Origin of the sequence: Chryseobacterium sp. P1-3, assembly GCF_000738495.1 — a bacterium.
GTDB lineage: Bacteria > Bacteroidota > Bacteroidia > Flavobacteriales > Weeksellaceae > Chryseobacterium > Chryseobacterium gallinarum.
Window position 1 is genome coordinate 201,907 of sequence record NZ_JPEQ01000010.1, and the last position, 22,191, is coordinate 224,097.

Sequence of the window (22,191 nt, forward strand, 5' to 3'; positions counted from 1 at the left end):
TTATTCTTTAATTAAAAAGGCAAATCATCATCGTCATCTCCGGCAAACGGATTCTCATTAGACACTGGAGATGCAGATTGCTGAGGGGCAGCCTGAGTAGGTTCTGATGCATTGTCAAAAACTTTTTCTACTCTCCATCCTGTAATAGAGTTGAAATATTTAGTTTCTCCTTGTGGGGAAACCCATTCTCTTCCTCTGATGTTGATTCCTACCTTTACGTTTTCTCCTTCTTTCAGGTTATCTAATAAACTGATTTTATCAGATAAGAATTCTATGTTTATCGGCTGTGGATACTGTTCCTGGGTCAAAATAACCATTTCTCTTTTTTGAAACCCGCTCGCAAATGTTTGAGCATCAAAAAGTTTCTTTACCGTTCCTTGTAATTCCATATCATAAATATTAACGATGTAAAAGTAAGAAAATGAATTGTAATAAACGATGCCGTGAAAAAAAAAACTGGAAATTTTAATTTTTTTCCTTGAAAAGTTTGGAGGTAACGGAATTTGTCCTATATTTGCACTCACAAAAACGAAGCAAGCTCTTTAAAACTTACAAAATAAAAAACCAGCGGATGTGGTGTAATTGGTAGCCACGCCAGACTTAGGATCTGGTGCCGTGAGGCGTGGGGGTTCGAGTCCCTTCATCCGCACTATGCGAAAATAGCTCAGCTGGTAGAGCACAACCTTGCCAAGGTTGGGGTCGCGGGTTCGAATCCCGTTTTTCGCTCCACACCATGCCCTGGTGGTGGAACTGGTAGACACGCAGGACTTAAAATCCTGTGCCTCTTTTGGCGTGCGGGTTCAAGTCCCGCCTGGGGTACAAAGCCCTCTGTATTGTCGTACGGAGGGTTTTTTGTTTTATAGAGACTGTTCTTTAAATAGAATTTCTTATCTTTGTAAGAAATTAATCTGAATCTGTGAAAGCAGATTATAACCAGCGGATGTGGTGTAATTGGTAGCCACGCCAGACTTAGGATCTGGTGCCGTGAGGCGTGGGGGTTCGAGTCCCTTCATCCGCACTATGCGAAATACTCAAAGGTTTAAACTTAGGTTTGAATCTTTTTTTTTTCGCCCACAGCCATGCCCTGGTGGTGGAACTGGTAGACACGCAGGACTTAAAATCCTGTACCTCTTTTGGTGTGCGGGTTCAAGTCCCGCCTGGGGTACAAGTCCCTCCGTAATTTGTTTATGGAGGGATTTTTATTTAGCTTCGGGAGGAGACAGGATCAGTATAAAGTGGGGAAATTTTGCGCTTTATAATTGGATGTACTAAATCTATCACATCTTCTAGGTCGCAATTATGCTCAGCTCCAACTTTTAAGACTTGTTCATTTTTGTCTTTCTTTCAAGGTTTTCTAATCTTTCAAAAATTGTTGTGAAAATATTCTTTTCTGCCATGGAAACATAGCCTGCAATTTTATAAGTTTCACAATTTTTAGTGTTAGTTGTTTGATTTTCAGTTATATGTTTTAGATTTCCGTCTACATAGATCAGAAGGTTATGAATCGGTTCCTTTGCAGGATCAGTCTTATTCAAAAATAAAATATCACCATATTGATAGTGTGGAAGCAGTTGCTTTTCCGGAGTGAATTCATATACCATATCTACACTTGCTAATATTTTTTGCAAAATGGTGGCGTTCGGAGAATCTTCTTCTTTTACAATCTTTGTTTTCTTTGTGTTTTGTATTGCTATTTCCGGGAATAACATGAGTTGATCAATATCGGAAACACTTGCTAATTGGTTTACCTGCAGTGTTTCTGTCAGTAATTTGTCAAGATCAAGGTTGAAATGACTGGCTACCTTCAATATAGTTTCGATTTTGGGCTCGGCTCTTCCTTCTTCATAAGAGCTTATGACTCCCCTGTTTAAATCGAATAAATCAGCAAAAGCCTTCTGACTCAATCCTTTAACCTGTCTTATTTTCTTAATATTAGTCCCAAAAAAGCTCATCTTGTCTAATCCTTTTTGCAAATATAGAGAATCTTAAATAAACAAATGCTAAAAAGATTTGCAATTTGAAAATTTTATTTTATATTTGTGTGAAAGAATTATAGAATAACTAAACCAGCCATCATGAAAAATCAAATATTCAGAACAGTCAAAGAGTGGTTGTTAGATTATGAGTTTAACATCACGTTGGAAGATGAAGCTCAGAGAATCTTAATCATTGAAAAAGAATCCAACGGAATAAAAAACATGATTCTCATTATATCAGATTCCATTCTGATTATGGAACAGTTTCTTTTTGAAATAAAAAATCCCTCCGAAAAAACATTTTTAAGGCTGCTGCAGAAAAACAGGGATATCGTTCATGGGGCATTTGTCCTGGACAGTACAGGGAAACGCGTGATTTTCAGAGATACCCTGCCAACCGATAATATGGCACAGAATGAAGTAATGGCTTCTATCAATTCATTAGGGATTCTGGTAGGAGAATTTACCAATGAGATGCTTGAAATGAGTAAGTAATTTACAAAAGATATTGACAATGAACATTTTTAAAAGACTATTAACAATAGGAAAAGCAGAGATTCATTCTGTGATCGACAGCTTTGAGGACCCTATTAATTTGACAGAACAGGGAATCCGTGAAATGAAAGAAGAATTGGCAAAAAGCGTAGAGGCGCTGGCCCGGCTTAAGGCGCTGGATATCCGTAAAAAGAATGAGGCAGAAGCAGAAAACCAGACCGCCAATGATTATTACAATAAAGCTGTAGTTATTGTACAGAAAGCAGAAAAGGGAGAAGTGGAAACTACTGAAGCGGACCGGCTGGCTAAAGAAGCTTTGAAAAAGCAGACCATAGCACAGGAAAATGCACAACATCTGCAAAAAGAACATGAAAAACTCTTTGCAGAATGTGAAAAAATGCAGGGAAATATCAATCACCTGAAATCAAGCATTGCCAAATGGGAAAATGAGTTGAAAACACTGAAAGCAAGAGTGCAGGTGAGTGAAGCAACCAAAGATATCAATCAGAAAATGACCCAGATGGACACCGGAAGTACAGTAAGTATGCTGGAAAAACTGAAGGAAAGGGTAGTGCAGCAGGAAGCATTGGCGGAAGCCTATTCCGATATTTCGGCATCCGGAAAAACCATTGATGAAGAAATAGATGCTATCGTAAAAAACAATGATACAGAAGCTGAAAAAGCTTTGAACAGATTAAAAGAAACACTTAAAAAAGGCTAATTTATGACCTTTCAGGAATTTTTAAATGGCGCATTTTCTCCGGTGAATACCGTACTGAGTGTACTGCTGGTACTGTCGGTAATCTATTGGATTTTTACCATATTGACAGGGCTGGATATTGATGTGGGGATTCATTCCGATCTGGATCCCGGTGCGGATGCCCCAGATGGCCATTTCCACGCTCCGGATCACGACCCGTCTGCCTGGATGCATTTCCTGAAGTTTCTGAACTTGGATATCGTTCCGGTTACCTATTTTATGACACTTTCACTTCTGATTACCTGGCTGGGATCCTTTTATCTCAATTATTTTGTGCCAATGCCGGTATGGATGGGAATCCTGGCAATATTTCCATTGCTGGTTGCAGGAATATTGCTTACCAGACTTATTCTGAAACCTCTGAACCCGTTTTTCAGGGAAATTAACCATAAAGGAGAAAGGGCCCATGATTTTCTGGGAAGGGAGGGTCGTTTGAAATCCGGTATCCAGGACAATAAAATAGGAATGATGGAAGTCTTTATCGGAAGCGATCCTATGACCCTGATGGTAAAAAGTAAAGATGGGATAAAGTTGGAGCACGGTACCAGAGTTATGATTGTAGATGAGGAACCTGAAAAAAGAATTTACTATGTACAAAAGTCTATGTGGTCCTAAAACCGAATACCATGCTTTATATTTTCCTCATTATACTCAATTATATTTTGGATTTTCTTTACCAGTATTTTTAATATAAAAACACATTTACATACAATAAACTTATAAACTATGAACTTACCTTTAATTGCCGGGATTATTGTTGCCGTAGTGGCGTCAGTCGGGCTTATCTTCTGGATTTTATCCATGTATAAAAAAACCGTGCAGGGAATTGTTATTTTAAGAACCGGCTACGGAGGAACCAAGGTGTTCTTTAATGCAGGTATTGTAATCCCCATCATTCACCGTATGGAATCTATGGATATCTCTGTAAAGAAACTGGAGATATCAAGAGAAGGAAGAGCAGGTTTGATCTGCAAAGATAATATGAGGGCAGATATCCAGGTGGCTTTTTTTATCCGTGTCAACAAATCTCTGGACGATATCATTAATGTGGCCCAAACCATTGGATGCCAGAGAGCTTCTGATGCCCAAACCCTGAGAGAACTCTTTGAAGCCAAATTTTCTGAAGCTCTTAAAACCGTAGGAAAGAAGTTTGATTTCACCGAGCTGTACGAAGCCAGAAGCGAATTCCGTCAGGAAATCCTTGATATCATCGGAACCGACCTTAACGGGTATGTACTGGATGACTGTGCAATAGACTATCTGGAACAGACTTCTATTGATAAACTGGATAAAGATAACATCCTTGATTCTGAAGGGATTAAAAAAAATAACCGAGCTTACCGCTACCCAGAATATTAAAGCTAATCAGGTACGCCGTGATGAAGAGAAAACCATTACCAAGCAGAATGTAGAAGCACGTGAAGCGATTCTTGAGCTTGAGAAACAATTGGCGGAAAAAGAAGAATCTCAGAAAAGGGAGGTGGCCAATATCAAAGCCAGAGAAAATGCTGAAATATTAAAAGTAGAAGAAGAGGAACGCCTGAGGTATGAGACCGTAAGGATTGCTACAGAAGAAAAATTGCAGATCGCTGAAGAAAATAAACTTCGCCAGGTGGTTATTGCAGCCAAAAATAAAGAACGTGCAGATCTGGTAGAAACAGAAAGGGTGTTAAAAGACAAAGCTCTCGAAGCTACTGAAAGAGAAAGAATTGTTTCTCTGGCCCAGATTGAAAAAGATAAGGCAATAGAACTTGAGAAAAAAAGCATTCAGGATGCAATCCGTGAGCGTCTTACCATGGAGAAGACGGTAGTAGAAGAGCAGCAGGGGATTAAAGACCTTGAGGCATTTAAAACAGCTGAAAGAAACAAGCAGGTTGAAATTACCCTGGCCACACAGGAAGCGGAGAAAAAACTTATTGAAGAGACCAGGGCGGCAGAAGCCAGAAAGCTGGCGGCGGAAAAAGATGCCCAGAAATATGTTATCGAAGCACAGGCGAAAAGAGATGCCGCAGAAAAAGAGGCAGAAGCCAGAAAAATCATTGCTGACGCTAAAGCAAAAGAAGAGGCAACAGTGGGATTATCTGAAGCCCAGGTGATGCATGCGAAGGCAGATGCTGCAGAAAGACAAGGTATTGTGGAGGCTGTAGTTATTGAGAAAAAGGCAGATGCTGTGAAGAAAGAAGGAATTGCACAGGCAGAAGTGATCAAAGAAAAGGCATTGGCAGAAGCTGCAGGAATCACTGAAAAAGCTGAAGCCATGAAGAAACTGAATGAAGCCGGAAAAGACCACGAAGAATTCCGTCTGAAACTGAATAAAGAAAAAGAAGTGGAGTTAGCTGAAATTGCCATCCAGAAAGATATTGCAGGTGCACAGTCATTGGTATTGGCCGAAGCCTTCAAATCAGCAAAAATTGATATTGTAGGTGGAGATAATACTTTTTTTTGACAATGTGATCCGGCAGGTTTCTGCAGGAAAGGGACTGGATAAGTTCATAAGCCACAGCGAAAACGCACAGATTGTAAAAGAAAGCCTATTGGGAGACGGTGAAAACATTATCGGAAAAGTAATGGGAATGGTGGATAAATACAAAATTTCTTCAGAAGACATCAAAAATATGAGTATTGCGTCCCTGATATTTAAATTGAACAATGTTGCCAATCCGCAGGAAAAAGGAATTCTGGAAAGAGCACTTGATATGGCAAAACACTTGGGAGTGGAACATAAACCGGTGAACAATAACCATGTTTAATACAAAAGTGTTTTAGATGCTATAATAAATGCTAAGACTCAAGCCTTATAGGTTTCAAAACCCTATAAGGTTTAGATTAAAAATTTTCAAAAGTGCCACAAGTTATATAAGACTTGCTGTCCTAAAGCAGGAATGGCAACCTAAATAAAAACTATGTCAGAACAACTTAATTCCGGGACTTACGAAATTATTCAGAACCGTCTGAATGAGCAGAAAAATAACCTTATTCAGAGGTTGCAGCAGCTTAATGAGAACCGTAAAAATATTTTTGGTGGAATTGACTTTTCCCTTATTGCCAATGAAAGGATCTCGACGGATCATAACTGCATTGCAAAAGATATTTATTCTTTGGGAGACCTTTTAATATTCGGATCCAATGCCCATCTGGGATTGCAGACTGAAATCAATATTTCAGATGTCTTTTCCATCTATAGAATCAACAAAAACAGATTTGAACCTCAGGATTATGCCCTGATCAATGATGAAATTTTTATTGATGAATTTAAAAACCTCTATAAATATTACAGAAATACTTTTTTTGCCAGGTTTACTTTTACGGAAAACTATCTCTATATGGTTTTCCAGCTTTCAGAAAGCACTACAGATATCAAAGCTTTCAAGTGGCTGATCAAAGAAAACCGGCTTATCTATGTAGACTCCAGGAGCGCTTCAGAAACTTCATATCCACAGCAGCATGGCTTTGTGTGGACAAAGGCGACAAGGGATATGCAGCGATCCGGAAAGCATCCCCACATCTCTCTGGCAGATAAGGTATTTGTGGAAAGTATTGGTGGAGACATTACCATTAAAGTAGAAGACAATACGGATACAGGAAAAGGGATTTATTCCGAAGATGTAATTCATAAAGACCAGAACCTTGACGATGCCGAGATCCATTTCTGCGATCTGGGTAATCTTGTTTTGTTTAAAATAAAACCCTACCAGGAAACAGAGCGCCATTTCATCTATAATCATAAAGAAAAAACAGTTTCCAGGGCCGATGCCCTGAAATATTCAGGAATATTATTGCCTGAAAATCAGGGTGTATTATTTTCAAATGGATATGCTTTGCAAACCGGTGGCCTGAAAATAATTTCTCAGGAACAAAACAAGCTGTATTATCTGAAAACGGTTACGGAACCCAATGGAGAGAACTTTTTGTATGTGTTTTACGATGATAAAACCAATAATTATCAGCTGATTTCTTATAACATTATCACGCAGACCATAGAAACACCGATCCGTTGCAGCGGCTTTACCTTTTTGAGTGACGGAAAGCTGATTTATCTGAGAGAAAGTCTTGAAACCACCAAGCACCACCTGGCTCAGATCTGGCAAACACCTTTTTCCAAAGAGCTTATTCCGAATATGGAAAAGGCGGACAGCTTGCTGTATAAAATCGGCAATAAGGATATTGTAAGGGTAATGGCAGAAAGCCAGGAGCTGATCACGCTTTTAAATAAAAAAGATTCCTACAGTGGATTATATGATGATATTGTAAAACTTTCCACCTTTATCCTGGATACTTACTATTTCCTGGGTGAAGCTGAGGTTCAGAAACTGGATCAGCCGTTGAAAGAAATCCGCGCTATCGCTCATTCTGCCATTAACGAATATGAAAAAGTGGTAGAACAGAGAAAAAACACAGAAGAAGCTTTAGGAAAGATCAGGCATTCTTGTGAGAAGATCTTAGAAGATACCAAAAGGCTTCAGTATTCTGAACTGACGGAGTATATCGATGCGCTTTCACAGATTCGGGCTTTAAGAGGAGAAGTTGCAGGAGGAAAGGCCCTTAAATATGCAGATACTGATTTACTGGAATCTCTGGAGAACTCCCTTGCAGACCGGTACACTGCACTTTCCAATGCCTGTGTGGAATTTTTGCTGCAGGAAGATGCGTTATTGCCGTACGAAGATAGGGCACAGCAGATATCAGAGGACATCATCGGATTACAAAAAACAGTTGATGCAAAAGTCATTGAAGAAAATATCAATACCCTTTCCGGTCAGTTGGAGCTGCTCGTCGATATTGTTAACAACCTTAAAATTGAAGACACTTCCCAATCTACCCTGATCATTGAAAATATATCCCTGATTTTTGCAAGGTTGAATCAGGAAAGGCTGGAACTAAGTAAAAGAAAAAGAGAAATTTCAGGAAAAGAACTCGCTTCCGATTTCCAGGCCCAGATTACTCTGTTTGACCAGTCGGTCATTAACTTTTTAGAACTTTCCCAAACCCCTGAGAAATGTGATGAATACCTGACTAAACTTTCCATTCAATTGGAAGAAATGGAAACAAAATTTATCGATTTTGAAGACTTTATCCAAAAAATAGGAAACAAAAGAGAGGAAGTTTACGGGCATTTTCAGAATAAAAGAGTACAGCTGACGGAATCCAGAAATAAAAGAACCCAGAATCTTTTTGACGCCGCTCAGAGAATTTTGAAATCGGTACAGACCAAAGCAGAATCTTTTGATTCGGAAAATGAGATCAACGGGTATTTTGCTTCTGATCTTATGGTAGAAAAAGTAAAGGGGCTTGCAAGACAACTGGCAGAATTAGAAGACTCTGCCAAATCTGAAGAGATTCAGACGCTCCTGAAAACTTTGCAGCAGGAAGCGGTAAGAAAACTGAAGGATAAAAAAGAAATCTATGCAGACGGTGAAAGTGTTATTACATTGGGTGATTACAGGTTTGCCGTTAATCAGCAGAAGCTGGACCTTACCCTGGTGCTGAGAAATGCACAATATTATTATCACCTTACAGGAACAGGTTTTTATGAGCCTTTGAGTTTCAGTGCTACAGATGAGTTCAAAGAAGTGTGGAACCAGGAGTTTGTTTCAGAAAATTCTAAGGTAAAGCGTTTTGAATATCTTGCCTGGAATGTATTTTCTGCTCATAAAAACATTATGACAGAACAGGAAAACGAATCTGCAGTGCAACAATTTGTATCAGAGCATTTCGGGGAAGGCCTGGTCAAAGGAATCCACGATCATGACGCCAGGATTATTGTTGCAAAGCTTCAGCAGTTGCACAATGAGCTGGGACTGATGAGGTTTACTGCACAGGAACGGGCTCTTGCACAACTTTTCTGGTTCTTTTTAAATGATGAAAAAAAAGAATATTATACCAGACAGTTTGAAGCCGCGGCTATTATTTCTGATGCGTTTATCGCCAAACAGGGTTTTGAATTCTTAAACAAGGAGCTGGCGGAAGAAATGAGAACTTTTGTGTCGGTTAACGCTATTTTCGAAGAGACAGATTGTATCAATGCTGCCGTGTATCTGAAGCAGGAGAATAAAGAAGGATTTCTGGTTTCAGAAAAAGCCGGAATTTTATATGAATCATTCTTAAAAGAGCTTAAAGCAAAGGGTAAAGATCTGGAATTTATGTCTCAGATTCAGGCGATGTATCAATATCCTTCCGCATGCTACTATATTGCTGAAAGTGCATTACGGGCTTTTCACCCGGAAATGGATAGTGGTGCTTTACAGGAAGCGGCAGCATTTATCATTACCGGCAGATTTGATCTGAAAAATATCAAACATATTTCCCATGAAATGACCATCAGAGGGTTAAAGTCCCTTGAAAAAGATACCGGATATTTTCTTGATTATTTTGAATTTGTTGCCCGTTTAAGCCACTTCAATACTGTAACGGTTACAAAATACAGGCAACTTCAGGAACTTAAATACACCTGGGTTGAAGAGAAGAAAAAAGTGCTGAAGCTTGAAACTTTCCAGCCAAAGGTTCTGAGTTCATTTGTAAGGAATAAACTGATCAATGACGTTTACTTTCCATTAATCGGGGCCAACCTCGCCAAACAGCTCGGAACTGTGGGTACCGATAAACGGACAGACCGCATGGGAATGCTTCTTTTAGTATCTCCTCCGGGATATGGAAAAACTACTTTGATGGAATATATGGCAGAACGCATGGGATTGGTTTTCATGAAGATCAATGGTCCGTCTCTGGGGAATAATATCGTTTCAACAGATCCCGCTGAAGCTAAAAACGCAGGAGCGAAGCAGGAACTTGAAAAACTTAACCTTGCGCTGGAAATGGGGGATAATGTGATGCTTTACCTGGATGATATCCAGCATTGTAATCCTGAGTTTTTACAGAAATTTATTTCACTTGCAGACGGGCAAAGGAAAATAGAAGGAATCTACAATGGAGAAAGCAAAACATATGACTTACGTTCCAAAAGATTCTGCTTAGTAATGGCAGGAAATCCCTATACGGAAAGCGGAGAGAAGTTTAAAATTCCGGATATGCTCGCCAACCGTTCAGACACCTACAATCTGGGAGAAATCTCAGGATCAAAAACAGATCTTTTTGACCTGAGCCTTATTGAAAATGCACTGATGTCTAACGAATATCTTACCCGGCTGACACAACCGGGAATGGAAAATCTGTATGAATTATATGACAGTGTGATAACAGATAATCCTGCTGATAACCTTAAAGGAAATTTCAGCTCCCAGGAGATTTCAGATTTCAGAGCGGTACTGAAAAATACCATCATGGTAAGGAATATGGTTCTGAAAGTGAATAAAGAATATATCTCATCTGCTGCAATGTCTGATGATTACAGAAATGAACCACCATTCAAGCTTCAGGGATCTTATCGTAATATGAATAAGCTGATTGCCCGGATTCAACCGATTCTAAAAGCAGATGAGGTAACCAGAATCGTGCTGGATCATTATCAGAATGAATCCCAGACGCTCACTACAGGGGCAGAAGCTAATATGCTTAAGCTGAAAGAGCTCATCAATACCCTTTCGGAAGAAGAAACACAACGTTGGAATGAGATTAAAAAAACTTTTATTAAAAATAAAACATTAAAAGGACTGGGAGAGAATGATAGGATGGCACAGATTGTTGCTCTTCTTGCCCAGTTCGGGGAGGGCTTGGAAGGAATTAAAGAAGCTCTGAAAAAAGCGGAATCATAATCAGGTCTTTTACAATAAAATTCACAGGCAGTTTCATAATAGGAGCTGCCTGTTATATTTTTCTTGCTGAAATACACAAAGATGAAGAGTAAATTCAATATCTGGCAAGGAATAATCTGTACCCATAATAATACTAACTTCTGTATCTGTGTCTTAATGAAAAGACTCCATAATTTTGTTTAGCTAAAGAAGGAAAATATGGAAACAATTGCCCAACATCAGGAACAGCTTAACTATGCTGAAGTTTATATTTCAGATATGTTGGAGCTTAAAAATATATTTCTGCAGGTACAGAATATTTCCAGAGTAAATCAGGATTTTGGAGTTCCTTTTCTTTTGGCTAAAAAGAAAGATGAGGTTGTATCTCTGGCCAGTCTTGTCCTTAATGAAAATGGGGGGATTTATTTTAAGATATACAATAAAAAAGAATTGACAGAAAGAGAGAAGTGGAATTTTGCACTTCATGCTGAACGTTATTTTAAAGCAAATAATACTCCCAATTTCCGGGACCCGGAGCAATTAAAGAACAGTATCAGCAGCTTGGTAAGCTGGCTGGATTTTTAGTGCACCGGATAAATTGTACATTTACTTAAAACTGCCGATCTATGCCTAAAGATGTTCTGTATCTTAAAATTGCTAATTCTGTTACTGAACAGATCAAAAGTGAAACACTACAGTTCGGTGACAAACTGCCCTCATTAAGGAGCGCCCAAAAGCTATATAACGTGAGCCTGAATACCATAAAACAGGCCTATACAGAGCTTGAGAGCCGCTCGCTGGTGGAATCACGTCCTAAATACGGATACTATGTAAGCCAGACCTCCCAGCGGAAACTGGCATTACCTTCTGTAGCCAAAATGAAAATTTCAGAGGGAAATAACAGTCCTGAAGATCTTATTGACAAAGTATTCGGAACTATTTCGGGAACAGATGTGACCCAATTTGCTCTGGGAATACCGGGAAAAAGTCTTCTCCCTGTGGCCAAGATGAAGAAGTGCATGATTAATGTAATGAAAAAGAAACATGACAGTGGAACCAATTATGAGCCTGTACAGGGAAGTGAACGTCTGCGTCGTGAAATTGCCAAATGGGCCATGGTGATGGAGGGAAAAATTACAGAGGATGATCTGGTGATTACTTCAGGGGCCATGAACGGAGTTTATAACTGTTTGATGGCAGTAACAAAACCCGGAGATTCAGTAGCTGTGGAAAGCCCGGTGTATTTTGGAATACTTCAGGCCATTCAGCTATTAGGATTAAAAGCAGTGGAAATCCCCACCCATCCTATTTCAGGAGTAGACCTGGATGCTTTGAAAAAAGTGCTGCCAAAACTTTCAGCGTGCTGTTTTGTAGTGAATTATAATAATCCGTTAGGTTTCCAGATGCCGGACGAAAACAAAAAAGAACTGGTAAGGCTTATCACAGAATATAATGTTCCCCTGATTGAAGATGATGTCTATGGAAACATTTATTTCGGGGCAGGAAGACCGAAACCCTGCAAATATTATGATGAAGCGGGAATCGTAATGTGGATTGGATCGGTTTCCAAAACCCTTGCACCGGGATACAGGATAGGCTGGGTAGCCCCGGGGAAATTTAAAGAAAAGATTATTCGTCAGAAACTGGTACAGACGGTTTCCGGCCCATCTTTATTTTCAGATGTGATTGCTGATTTTCTGGAACACGGAGGTTATGATCATCACCTGAGAATGTTCCGGAAAAAATTGTATGCCAATTATCTGCAGATTCAAAAATCAGTAAACCACTACTTCCCGGATACTACCAAAATCTCCGAACCTAGAGGAGGCTTTATGCTATGGCTGGAGCTGGATAAAAAAAATTTGCACGGAAGACCTGTATGATGAAGCCTTTAGCCAGAAAATAAACTTTGCTCCAGGAAGAATGTTTTCACAATATAACCAGTATCAGAACTGTATGCGACTGAACTATGCACTGGAATGGACAGACCGCGTTGAAAGTGACCTGGAGAAATTAGGTAAAATGATAAAAAACAGAATGTAAACCTTATAGCAATGAATGACATCAATAATGAAGTAAAGGTTATTCCTTACGAACCTCAGTATAAAGAAGCCTTCAAAGCCTTAAACGAAGAATGGATCAAAACATTTTTTGCCATGGAGCCCGGTGATTATAAACTGCTGGATCATCCTGAAGAAGAAATTCTAAATAAAGGAGGGCATATTGCTTTTGTTATGCTTAACGGGTGTGTGGTAGGCACATGTGCGTTAGTGAAAACAGAAGATCAGCCTCTTACCTTTGAACTGTCAAAAATGGCCGTAAGCCCTAAAGCTCAGGGAAAAAAGCTGGGATATTTACTTGGATCCGCATTAATAGAAAAAGCTAAAGAACTAAAGGCCGAAAAGGTCTTTCTGGTAACCAATTCTATTCTTGTTCCTGCTATCAGATTATATGAGAAACTAGGATTTAAGCATATTCCTGTTGTCAATGCTGGCTATGACCGTGTGGATGTTCAGATGGAATTGGATTTAAGAACACTCCATTGAAAACTATTGTGAATCAGGGTTGCTAAACGCAAAAGGTAAATTTATTTAAATAAGCTTTAACTGCAAGCCTGCGATTTGCCTTTGGATCCTCAGTATGTCATTCTTCTTCGGTTCTCTTCCCGGGAATTTTCCTATTTTTGTGAAACTCCTTATTTCATTCCATGAAAAAAAATTATTCTTATTGAAGACGAAACAAGTGTTGTATCTTTTATTAAAAAGGGGCTTCAGGAAAGTGGATACGAAGTTTCTGTAGCCTTTGACGGGCGTATGGGAGTTCAGCTGGTACAGGCTAATGATTTCGATCTGGTGATTCTGGATATTATGCTGCCGGAAATGAATGGGCTGGATGTGTGCAAAGAAATCAGGAAGACCAATCAGAGTGTCCCTATTTTATTTTTAACCGCTTTGGGCTCTTCAGAAAATATAGTTCTCGGACTGGAAAGCGGAGGAGATGATTATCTGGTGAAGCCATTTAAATTTATTGAATTGGTAGCCCGTGTAAAATCATTATTGAGGAGAAGTAATGGCGGCAGTGCACAGGAGACTATAGGACAGGAGGCTGATAATGAACATATCTTTCAGTTCTCTGATCTCACAGTGAATGATTATACTAAAAAAGTTACACGTGCCGGTGAGGAAATTACCCTTACATCTACAGAGTATAAATTACTTTTATATTTTCTTAATAATCCTGAAAAAGTAATTTCCAGGGCAGAAATCCTGGATGCGGTTTGGGGAGTCAACTATGAGTTGGGAACGAATGTAGTAGATGTATATGTGAATTATTTAAGGAAAAAACTGGATAACCAGGAGGACAATAAATTAATTCATACAGTAATAGGAATGGGATATGTTCTGAAAAAAGGATAACGATGTTTAATAAAGTGATCACAAATCAAACCAAAACGATGGTGCTTTTAATGTTGGTTTTTACTGCCATTATACTGTTGTTCAGTGGATTGGTTTACTTTTCGATCGTTAATTTTTCTCATCAGAGATTTTATGAGTTGCTGAAAATCCGGACAGCAACTATTGTTCAGATCGAAAAAAGCAAGGATCATCTCGATCTTCCTGAAAATTATATCCTCAATAACAGGAACGATGAAGAACTTCCCATGGAAAAAGATTATGTTTTTGCCGTTCCTGCAGATTCTAATTTTAAAAAAATATCCCAATCTGTTCATATTCCCGATTATTTTTTCGAAAGTATCATCAGAAATGGTGAGGCCAATTATAACGATAAAGAGTTTTACTATATAGGTCAGTCATTTAAATATGATAATAAAGATTACATTGCTATCGCTTCAGCAAAGAACCATTATGTAATTTACTATCTGGGTTTTCTTAAAAGAACACTGGTTACCTGTATCATACTTTCTCTGTTTTTTAGTATGATATTCTCCTTTTACCTTTCTAAAACATTATTCAAACCTATCCTAAAAATTACCGGAAAAGTAAAAGAGATCAGTTCCGAAAACCTCCATCTTCGGTTGGAGCCACAGCCGGATAATAAAGAACTGAACGAACTGATAGAAACGTTTAACGGAATGCTGAACCGTATCGAGACCTCCTTTGAAACACAAAACCATTTGATTGGAAATGTCTCACACGAATTAAGAACACCACTGACTTCCATTATGGGAGAAGCAGATGTGGCCCTCTCCATCAGCAGGACGGCTGAGGAATATAAGGAAACCCTGGAAATCATCCTTGATGAGGCAGAAAAACTCGACAAAAAAATCAAAGCTTTGCTGATGATTGCCCAAACCGGATTCGATGGAAAAGTTCAGAAAATGGATAAGGTGAGAATCGATCAGCTTCTTTGGGATGTTATTGAAACACTGAGAAGGATCGATTCGAGAAACAATATTTACCTGGATATCAGCATGCTTCCCGATAATCCTAAAAAGCTCAAGGTGTTGGGTAACGAGCAGTTACTGCACCTTGCTGTAGCTAATATTATCAGCAATGGCTGCAAATATTCGAATTTCCAACAGGTAAAAGTTTCTCTCGGGGCTACAGATACAGATGTCTATATTATTGTAAAAGATACCGGAATCGGGATTCCTGAAGAAGAAATGAATAAAATCTATGACCCGTTCTTCAGGGCTTCCAATACCAATAATTATGAAGGATACGGAATCGGGCTGCCTTTGGCAAGGAATATCGTAAGAATGCATCATGGAGAGCTGATTGTAAGTTCGTACGAGAATAAAGGAACTACGGTTCAGATGCGTTTCCCGAATTTTTATAAGAAGCAGGAGAATGCCTGAAGAAATACTGATAACGTAAAAAATAATATTACGGAATCGCTAGGGTTTCTTCTTACATTATCTCATTTGTTTATCAGCTTGCATTTACTTTACCTTCCGCGATTTTCCTCTTTCGCGATTTAGCTTTTACCGGCATTAACTTCCTTTAACAATTTCTAATCTCATTTTAATCTCTTTAATGACATTTTAATTCCGTTCCAAAGAGCTTCTAATATGGCCATTCTAATTTTGTAATCATCAAAAAAGATAAACACAAAATAAATAATAAGGACATGGCTAAAACAATTTTAATTGCTACGGATTATTCTCTAGAGTCATTAAACATACTGAAAAAGGTACTGAAGGAAAAAGAGGCTTCAGAAGATAGGAATACCTATACTATTCTTTTGGTTTCAGGGTATGATTCGGGAGATTCAATCAGGGATCTTTTATTTAATACGAAAACCTCAGTCTTTAACAAGATCAGACCGGCTGAGTTCTGTGATGCATACGGAATCATTAAAAATAAATATCCTCATTTAGTCGATAAGATTATTTGTGACGTTTTTACAGGAAGCTTTCAAAGAACATTCAACCAGTATGTGAAGGCTGAGCATATTGAAGAAGCTTATTATTCTTCATCCATTAAAAGTAAGGGCAAGGGAAAATTTGACCTGATTCCTTATATCAGAAAATGTAAAGATCTGAAATCTCAGGATATAGCAGTTGAGACTATTGAAGCACTTCCGGAAAGAGGAAGGTTGGCTGAAATCTTTGCAGAAGCCTAAAAAATCAGATACAATTTAAAAAATAGAAAAATGTTAAGGAATTATAGTAACAGCAGGACATTGGGAGACAACATCAGATTGGGGACGCTGACTGCCTTCACGGCAGGTACTATAAATATAGCATCCCTGTTGATATTTCTTTCTTTTACATCGAATGTGACGGGACACTACGCTATTTTAGCGGCTGAAATCAGTAAAGCAAACTGGACGCAGGTAGCGGTAGTAGGAGCATGGATCTTTTTTGTTCTTCTTCGGAAGCTTTCTATCTAATTTTATTGTTATCAACTTCAATAAAAAAAGTAAATATTTTGCCCACGCCATGCCGATTGTGCTGGAAATCATATGCCTTCTTTTCGTAGGGGTATATGGGCAGCTGTATTATCAGAAAACTTTGGAAGAAACAGAATATCTGGTGGCGCTGATGCTTTTTGCTACGGGATTACAAAACGGATTAACGGCAAGTATTTCCAATTTTTCAGTGAAAACAACCCATCTTACAGGAACTACAACCGATCTGGGAATCCTGGTTTCCATGTTTACCCAGAAAAAATACAGAAAGAACGGAGAGCTGATCGGCAGGGCCAAACTATTATCAAGTATTATGCTGGCCTATGTTTTAGGAGCTGTGTTTTCAGGGCTGACCTATTATTACCTGGAATTCAGGGTGTTTTATGTAATCAGTATATGTCTTTTGGTGGTCATCGGATATGATGCCTATAAAATTCATGTGAGACATTTTAATACCAGATACAGATACAACAGGATTTATAAAAAGCCCAACCTCATGGCCTATTTGTATGAAAAGATCCATGGAACTCCCAAAAGGGATGAAAAGAGAAAACTTGTTTTTGAAGACTGATTATAACGAAAGAATAATCATCATTATATTAATTTTTTGTATAAACTAGCTGTGAATCAATCCTCTATTTGTGTATGAACAATAGAGGATTGTTCTCTTTAAAAAGCCTCTGGAATGAACGGTTTAATAACAAAGTGCCGGAAAGCAGCAATGTTGAAATGTTGATAATTAAATATTAATTCCCGTTTTTAATGTTTTAATTCCCGTTTTCATTGACTATTTTTGTAAGTTGATTTACGTTTTTTATGTCAGATATTATTCAGCTTTTACCGGATCATGTAGCCAACCAGATTGCAGCAGGAGAAGTGGTGCAGAGGCCTGCATCCATTGTGAAAGAACTTTTGGAAAATGCTATAGATGCAGAAGCTACTAAAATTGAACTGATTATCAGAGATGCCGGAAAAAATCTTATTCAGGTAGTGGATGACGGAAAAGGAATGTCCGAAACAGATGCCAGGATGGCATTTGAAAGACATGCTACCTCCAAAATCAGAGGGACGGAAGATATTTTCAAAATCGCTACAAAAGGATTTCGTGGTGAAGCTTTAGCCTCTATTGCAGCTGTTTCTCAGGTTGAGCTGAGAACAAAGCAGAAAGATGCCTCTATCGGAACCAATATTTACATTGAAGGAGGTGTTTTCCAGTTTCAGGATCCGGTACAGACTACGGAAGGATCCAATTTTCTGGTGAAAAACCTTTTTTATAATGTTCCGGCCAGAAGAAAATTTTTAAAAAATAATAATATCGAGTTCAGACATGTAATCGATGAATTTCAACGTGTGGCGTTGGCTCATGAAGGATTGGAATTTTCCTTGTTTCATGATGATGAGGCGGTTTTCAGGTTAAGAAAGGGAAGCCAGATGCAGCGTATTGTAGATGTCTTTGGAAGAAAACTGCAGCCACAGCTGATTCCTATTAAAGAAGATATTATCTGGTGTAAGCTTCATGGGTTTGTAGCTAAGCCTGAAGGAGCAAAAAAATCAAGAGGAGAGCAGTTCTTTTTCGTAAACGGAAGGTATTTCAGAAGCCCGTATTTTAATAAGGCTGTCCAGGAAGCTTTTGAAGGGTTGCTTCAGCCAGGATATGTGCCTACATTTTTCCTATATCTCGAACTGGATCCGGAAAAAATAGATGTCAATATCCATCCACAGAAAACAGAAGTGAAATTTGAAGATGAACATCTCATTTTTGCTTTACTCCGTTCTACAATTAAAAGATCATTGGGAATTTATAATGTTTCCCCGAGTCTTGATTTTGACAGGGATCCGGATCTGGACGAAATGATGAATAAACCCTTGCCAAGCAAGAGTAATAGTGGAAGCGGGGTAATCAAAATGCCTGAAATAATTGTTGACAAAGATTATAACCCTTTTTTAGAAGAAAGGAATGTGGTGCTTCCGGAAGAAATTCAAAACCTTACCGAGATGTACCATCAGAATATCTCAGCAGAACCTTCAAAAATTAATTTGTTTGAAGACGAAGATTTTGACGAAGATCTGATGAGACTGCCGAACGGATATTGGCTGTTCAATAAAGGGGACGTGACCCTGATGCTGGATTTGGGAAGAATGCACAGGCTGGTTATTTCTGAAAGCGAAAGTAATAAATCGACAAGAAAAATAAACACCAATAGCCACGCCCTTCTCTTTTCTCTGGAGTATCATATGAACGAGATCGAAAAAAATAAATACAAATCGATCAAAAAATATCTGCCGGAATTAGGGTTTGACATGAAAATTGCACATGAAAGCGTATTGAGGATCGATGCGCTTCCCGAAGGACTGAAAGAAACGCAGGCTATGAAGTTCCTGGAGAACCTTTTTGAAATCCTGGAATATAAAACGGAAGAAGAATTTATGCAGTTTTATCAGAACCAATGGAATAAAATGCAGTCTAAATCAAGATTTGATTTTATTTATAAAAAAGACGCGGAACAACTGATTAAGGATTTTACAGCCTTAGGCTTTCCGGAATTTTTACCGGACGGGAAGAGATGCTTTTATGAAGTTCCGTTTAATGATTTTAAAAACAAATTTTAAAAATATGTTTAACAATATACCGCCCATCACAAGAAATATCATCATTATCAATGTGATTGTATTCATTGCTACCTATTTTCTCGGAAATCAGGCGATAGCTTATCTTGCTGGGTTTTATCCATTTTCACCGTATTTTCATTCATGGCAGATTATTACCCATATGTTCATGCATGGAGGCTTAATGCATATTCTTTTTAATATGCTGACTTTGTTTAGTTTTGGTCCTATTCTGGAACAAACATTAGGAGATAAAAAATACTTATTATTATATTTTGCAAGCGGATTAGGAGCATTCTTCCTTTTCAACTTATGGAATTTCGTTGAAGTTCAGCAGATTTCTAATGAATTACAGCAATTAGGATTCAATGTCAATGCTTATTTATCCGGAGCTAGTGTAGAGTTTAGTGGAAATACAGACGCGATTCTAAAACAAAGAGAACTGCTGGGGAGTTTAGATGGAATTGTGAAAACACCTATGGTAGGTGCTTCAGGAGCTATTTTTGGAGTTGTAGCGGCATTTGCTACTTTATATCCTGATGCCAAAATTGGAATTATGTTTATTCCGGTTCCCATGAAAGTAAAATATCTGCTGCCTATTATTGTTGTAATCTCTGTATACCTTGGTGTTTCCGGAAATGGAGGAGGGATTGCTCACCTGGCGCATGTTGGGGGAGCGTTGGTAGGCTGGTTATTGGCAAGAAACTGGAAAAAACATTTATACAGATTCAACTAACGCATTTTGTGAAAATTTTTCGGCTCATACTATTAATTGTACACCTGGGAATTTTATTTCTTTTGCTGGGCACCTTAATGAATGCCTATATTCCCCCTAAAATATTTCCGTGGTTCAATCTGCTTTCCCTGGGATTTCCTGTTCTTATCATTTCTTATTGTATCCTGACAATCTTTTGGGTTGCCAGCTGGAAGAAAAGAGCTTTTGTATTCATGTTTGCAGGGTTGGCATTTATAAATCCCGTAAAAAGGTGGGTTAATTTTTCTGATGATAAAAAAGGAACACCTGCCATAAAGGTTGTTTCTTTCAATATTAAAGGAGGTGTTATGGGGCAAAAAGATATTGAACAGTATCTGAAGGCCCAGGATGCAGATGTTATTCTCCTGCAGGAGGATGGCGGAAGGGAATTTCCTGTATTGAAAGATTATAAAAGAACGGCACCTAACGGCTATTTATCCATTCTGACAAAATATAAAATCCTGAATGATAAAATAATATATGCTTCAGATGAAGGTGAGGGGGTACCGGGAGGACTGCAGGCTGATATAGAAATAAGAGGGAAGGTCTATAAATTCCTTAATGTATATCTTTATCCTTTTAAATTTGAAAAGGATATGGTAAGGCTAAACGGAAACACAGATGACAATGAACAGAAACTGAAAGATGTTGTAAAGAGACTTATTCCTACTTTTAAAAAGCACCAGGGACAGGTAGATGCTATTCATACCATAACCGTAAACTCTCCCTATCCCGTTATTTTAACAGGAGACTTCAATTCTGTACCGAATTCTTATGAATATTACCACTTATCAGAGGGACTTGAAGATGCCTTTGTAACTGCCGGAAAAGGAAGTGCTACAAGCTTTCACGATTATAAATTTCCTATCCGGATAGATTATGTTTTTTCTTCGAAGCCGATACGGGCTGTTTCTTATGTAGTTGACCGTTCCGTCAGTATTTCAGACCATTATCCCGTTATTTCAGAACTTTCTTTAACGGAGAAATAATCATAAAAATAGTTAAAATTCAACTGCTTGGTAGGGTTTTTGCTTAAAAAATGTGTACCAAGACCGTTTTTTCATGAAGTCGAACCAGATATTACTATTTATACATATCGTTGTCGCTGTTTTGTTATTATGCACATTAGGGAATGCATGGATTCCACCTAACTTTTTGGGAGACCTTAATCTTCTTTCCCTGGGCTTCCCATATCTGATGTCTCTATATATACTTCTTACGTTGGTATGGATTTTTTAAAAAAGAGAAAATAGCTTTTGCCTTTATTTTGGGTATGGTTATTTTTTATAATCCGATAAGAAGATGGATTAATTTTTCCCCTAAAACAGAAAATGTAAAAACGATACGGGATATTAAGGTGCTGACTTTTAATGTTAAGTATGGTGATTATGGATGGGATAAGATAAAAAATTATATTAAAGAGCAGGATCCTGATATTATCCTGGTTCAGGAAAAGGATACTAACCGTGCTATAAAGCGTGATCTGGTAAAATATCCCTCAGTAATTCTAAAAACGAAGCATAAAATTATAAGACAGGAGGAAATTATTGAAGATAAGGCGAGGGGGAATTCTTTCTATGCAGATGTTGACATTAACGGGAAAATGATCAGGATTATCAATGTCTATCTGGAGCCTTTCCGTCTTCATAAGACCATGTTTACCAAGCTTGATGGATTGGGGATCGGAAATGTGTCTACTTTACTGTCTCATATGGTTCCTACCTTTCAGGCCCATGAAGATCAGGTAAAGAAAATCCGGAAGGTAATTGATCTTTCTCCTTATCCTGTAATTCTGGCTGGCGACTTTAATTCTGTTCCCAATTCTTATGAATACTATAATCTGGGAAAAGACCTTCAGGATGCATTTTTAGTAGCAGGAAAAGGAAGTGCGAGCAGCTTTCATGATTACAAAATACCTTTGAGGATTGATTATATTTTCAGTTCAAAATCAATTATTCCTTTAAGCTATAAGGTAGACCAGTCTGTAAAATTATCAGATCACTATCCTGTAATTGCAGAATTTCTGCTAAATTAGTT

The 22,191-nt window shown here is 38.2% G+C and carries 18 protein-coding genes, 5 tRNA genes and 1 pseudogene; 22 read left to right on the plus strand and 2 right to left on the minus strand.

What is annotated here, in order from left to right; translation table 11 throughout:
* Nucleotides 1–11: 11 nt before the first annotated feature.
* Complete coding sequence (locus HX13_RS15180; protein ID WP_050021899.1) at nt 12–389, minus strand: DUF3127 domain-containing protein; 378 nt, start codon at nt 387–389, stop codon at nt 12–14.
* Nucleotides 390–567: 178 nt separating this feature from the next.
* On the opposite strand from HX13_RS15180, the gene HX13_RS15185 reads away from it, so the two are divergent.
* The 5 genes from HX13_RS15185 to HX13_RS15205 all read left to right on the plus strand — a co-directional run bounded on the left by HX13_RS15185 (nt 568) and on the right by HX13_RS15205 (nt 1,165).
* Nucleotides 568–649 (plus strand) — tRNA-Leu (locus HX13_RS15185).
* Between the two features lie 4 nt (nt 650–653).
* Nucleotides 654–729 (plus strand) — tRNA-Gly (locus HX13_RS15190).
* Nucleotides 730–735: 6 nt separating this feature from the next.
* Nucleotides 736–819, plus strand: a tRNA-Leu gene (locus HX13_RS15195).
* Nucleotides 820–936: 117 nt separating this feature from the next.
* Nucleotides 937–1,018 (plus strand) — tRNA-Leu (locus HX13_RS15200).
* Between the two features lie 63 nt (nt 1,019–1,081).
* A tRNA-Leu gene (locus tag HX13_RS15205) sits at nt 1,082–1,165 on the plus strand.
* A gap of 151 nt (nt 1,166–1,316) precedes the next feature.
* Here HX13_RS15205 and HX13_RS15210 read toward each other — a convergent pair.
* On the minus strand, nt 1,317–1,973 hold the full coding sequence (locus HX13_RS15210) for a helix-turn-helix domain-containing protein (protein ID WP_410493140.1): 657 nt from the start codon (nt 1,971–1,973) through the stop codon (nt 1,317–1,319).
* A gap of 102 nt (nt 1,974–2,075) precedes the next feature.
* On the opposite strand from HX13_RS15210, the gene HX13_RS15215 reads away from it, so the two are divergent.
* The 17 genes and pseudogenes from HX13_RS15215 (at nt 2,076) to HX13_RS15290 (ending at nt 22,189) form a co-directional block, all read left to right on the plus strand.
* On the plus strand, nt 2,076–2,471 hold the full coding sequence (locus HX13_RS15215) for a YbjN domain-containing protein (protein ID WP_050021785.1): 396 nt from the start codon (nt 2,076–2,078) through the stop codon (nt 2,469–2,471).
* Between the two features lie 19 nt (nt 2,472–2,490).
* Nucleotides 2,491–3,192 carry a PspA/IM30 family protein gene (locus tag HX13_RS15220; protein WP_050021786.1) on the plus strand — a complete coding sequence of 234 codons (702 nt, stop codon included), beginning with the start codon at nt 2,491–2,493 and terminating at the stop codon, nt 3,190–3,192.
* 3 nt (nt 3,193–3,195) lie between these two features.
* A complete protein-coding gene (locus HX13_RS15225; RefSeq protein WP_050021787.1) occupies nt 3,196–3,846 on the plus strand; it encodes a hypothetical protein in 651 nt (216 codons plus the stop codon).
* 111 nt (nt 3,847–3,957) lie between these two features.
* Nucleotides 3,958–5,981, plus strand: a pseudogene (locus tag HX13_RS15230) (flotillin family protein).
* Between the two features lie 153 nt (nt 5,982–6,134).
* Nucleotides 6,135–10,940 (plus strand): DNA repair ATPase, encoded by a 4,806-nt coding sequence (locus HX13_RS15235; protein WP_050021788.1) that lies wholly within the window; start codon nt 6,135–6,137, stop codon nt 10,938–10,940.
* Nucleotides 10,941–11,138: 198 nt separating this feature from the next.
* Nucleotides 11,139–11,504, plus strand: a complete 366-nt coding sequence (locus tag HX13_RS15240) for a hypothetical protein (protein WP_050021789.1) — start codon at nt 11,139–11,141, stop codon at nt 11,502–11,504.
* 41 nt (nt 11,505–11,545) lie between these two features.
* Nucleotides 11,546–12,802 carry a PLP-dependent aminotransferase family protein gene (locus HX13_RS15245; RefSeq protein WP_238555386.1) on the plus strand — a complete coding sequence of 419 codons (1,257 nt, stop codon included), beginning with the start codon at nt 11,546–11,548 and terminating at the stop codon, nt 12,800–12,802.
* A gap of 171 nt (nt 12,803–12,973) precedes the next feature.
* Nucleotides 12,974–13,465 carry a GNAT family N-acetyltransferase gene (locus tag HX13_RS15250; RefSeq protein WP_050021790.1) on the plus strand — a complete coding sequence of 164 codons (492 nt, stop codon included), beginning with the start codon at nt 12,974–12,976 and terminating at the stop codon, nt 13,463–13,465.
* Nucleotides 13,466–13,636: 171 nt separating this feature from the next.
* Nucleotides 13,637–14,335 (plus strand): response regulator transcription factor, encoded by a 699-nt coding sequence (locus HX13_RS15255; protein ID WP_050021791.1) that lies wholly within the window; start codon nt 13,637–13,639, stop codon nt 14,333–14,335.
* A 14-nt stretch (nt 14,336–14,349) separates the two neighbouring features.
* A complete protein-coding gene (locus HX13_RS15260; RefSeq protein WP_238555387.1) occupies nt 14,350–15,738 on the plus strand; it encodes a sensor histidine kinase in 1,389 nt (462 codons plus the stop codon).
* Nucleotides 15,739–16,010: 272 nt separating this feature from the next.
* Nucleotides 16,011–16,505 carry a hypothetical protein gene (locus tag HX13_RS15265; protein WP_050021793.1) on the plus strand — a complete coding sequence of 165 codons (495 nt, stop codon included), beginning with the start codon at nt 16,011–16,013 and terminating at the stop codon, nt 16,503–16,505.
* A 30-nt stretch (nt 16,506–16,535) separates the two neighbouring features.
* A complete protein-coding gene (locus HX13_RS24535; RefSeq protein ID WP_238555388.1) occupies nt 16,536–16,775 on the plus strand; it encodes a hypothetical protein in 240 nt (79 codons plus the stop codon).
* Nucleotides 16,747–17,364 carry a YoaK family protein gene (locus tag HX13_RS15270; protein ID WP_238555389.1) on the plus strand — a complete coding sequence of 206 codons (618 nt, stop codon included), beginning with the start codon at nt 16,747–16,749 and terminating at the stop codon, nt 17,362–17,364. The genes HX13_RS24535 and HX13_RS15270 overlap by 29 nt, the downstream gene beginning before the upstream one ends.
* A 245-nt stretch (nt 17,365–17,609) precedes the next feature.
* Nucleotides 17,610–19,403, plus strand: a complete 1,794-nt coding sequence (gene mutL, locus HX13_RS15275) for a DNA mismatch repair endonuclease MutL (RefSeq protein WP_050021794.1) — start codon at nt 17,610–17,612, stop codon at nt 19,401–19,403.
* Between the two features lie 4 nt (nt 19,404–19,407).
* Entirely contained in the window at nt 19,408–20,136 is a 729-nt protein-coding gene (locus HX13_RS15280) for a rhomboid family intramembrane serine protease (RefSeq protein WP_050021900.1), read from the plus strand.
* A gap of 8 nt (nt 20,137–20,144) precedes the next feature.
* Entirely contained in the window at nt 20,145–21,143 is a 999-nt protein-coding gene (locus HX13_RS15285) for an endonuclease/exonuclease/phosphatase family protein (RefSeq protein WP_050021795.1), read from the plus strand.
* A gap of 284 nt (nt 21,144–21,427) precedes the next feature.
* A complete protein-coding gene (locus HX13_RS15290; protein WP_238555390.1) occupies nt 21,428–22,189 on the plus strand; it encodes an endonuclease/exonuclease/phosphatase family protein in 762 nt (253 codons plus the stop codon).
* Nucleotides 22,190–22,191 lie beyond the last annotated feature (2 nt).

What these genes read in the sequence shown, in the direction of transcription:
- HX13_RS15225 (WP_050021787.1), top strand. Translation starts at nt 3,196, where the DNA reads ATGACCTTTCAGGAATTTTTAAATGGCGCATTTTCTCCGGTGAATACC.
- HX13_RS15220 (WP_050021786.1), top strand. Translation starts at nt 2,491, where the DNA reads ATGAACATTTTTAAAAGACTATTAACAATAGGAAAAGCAGAGATTCAT.
- mutL (WP_050021794.1), top strand. Translation starts at nt 17,610, where the DNA reads ATGTCAGATATTATTCAGCTTTTACCGGATCATGTAGCCAACCAGATT.
- HX13_RS15250 (WP_050021790.1), top strand. Translation starts at nt 12,974, where the DNA reads ATGAATGACATCAATAATGAAGTAAAGGTTATTCCTTACGAACCTCAG.
- HX13_RS15215 (WP_050021785.1), top strand. Translation starts at nt 2,076, where the DNA reads ATGAAAAATCAAATATTCAGAACAGTCAAAGAGTGGTTGTTAGATTAT.
- HX13_RS15180 (WP_050021899.1), bottom strand. Translation starts at nt 389, where the DNA reads ATGGAATTACAAGGAACGGTAAAGAAACTTTTTGATGCTCAAACATTT.
- HX13_RS15280 (WP_050021900.1), top strand. Translation starts at nt 19,408, where the DNA reads ATGTTTAACAATATACCGCCCATCACAAGAAATATCATCATTATCAAT.
- HX13_RS24535 (WP_238555388.1), top strand. Translation starts at nt 16,536, where the DNA reads ATGTTAAGGAATTATAGTAACAGCAGGACATTGGGAGACAACATCAGA.
- HX13_RS15245 (WP_238555386.1), top strand. Translation starts at nt 11,546, where the DNA reads ATGCCTAAAGATGTTCTGTATCTTAAAATTGCTAATTCTGTTACTGAA.
- HX13_RS15265 (WP_050021793.1), top strand. Translation starts at nt 16,011, where the DNA reads ATGGCTAAAACAATTTTAATTGCTACGGATTATTCTCTAGAGTCATTA.
- HX13_RS15240 (WP_050021789.1), top strand. Translation starts at nt 11,139, where the DNA reads ATGGAAACAATTGCCCAACATCAGGAACAGCTTAACTATGCTGAAGTT.
- HX13_RS15235 (WP_050021788.1), top strand. Translation starts at nt 6,135, where the DNA reads ATGTCAGAACAACTTAATTCCGGGACTTACGAAATTATTCAGAACCGT.
- HX13_RS15290 (WP_238555390.1), top strand. Translation starts at nt 21,428, where the DNA reads ATGGTTATTTTTTATAATCCGATAAGAAGATGGATTAATTTTTCCCCT.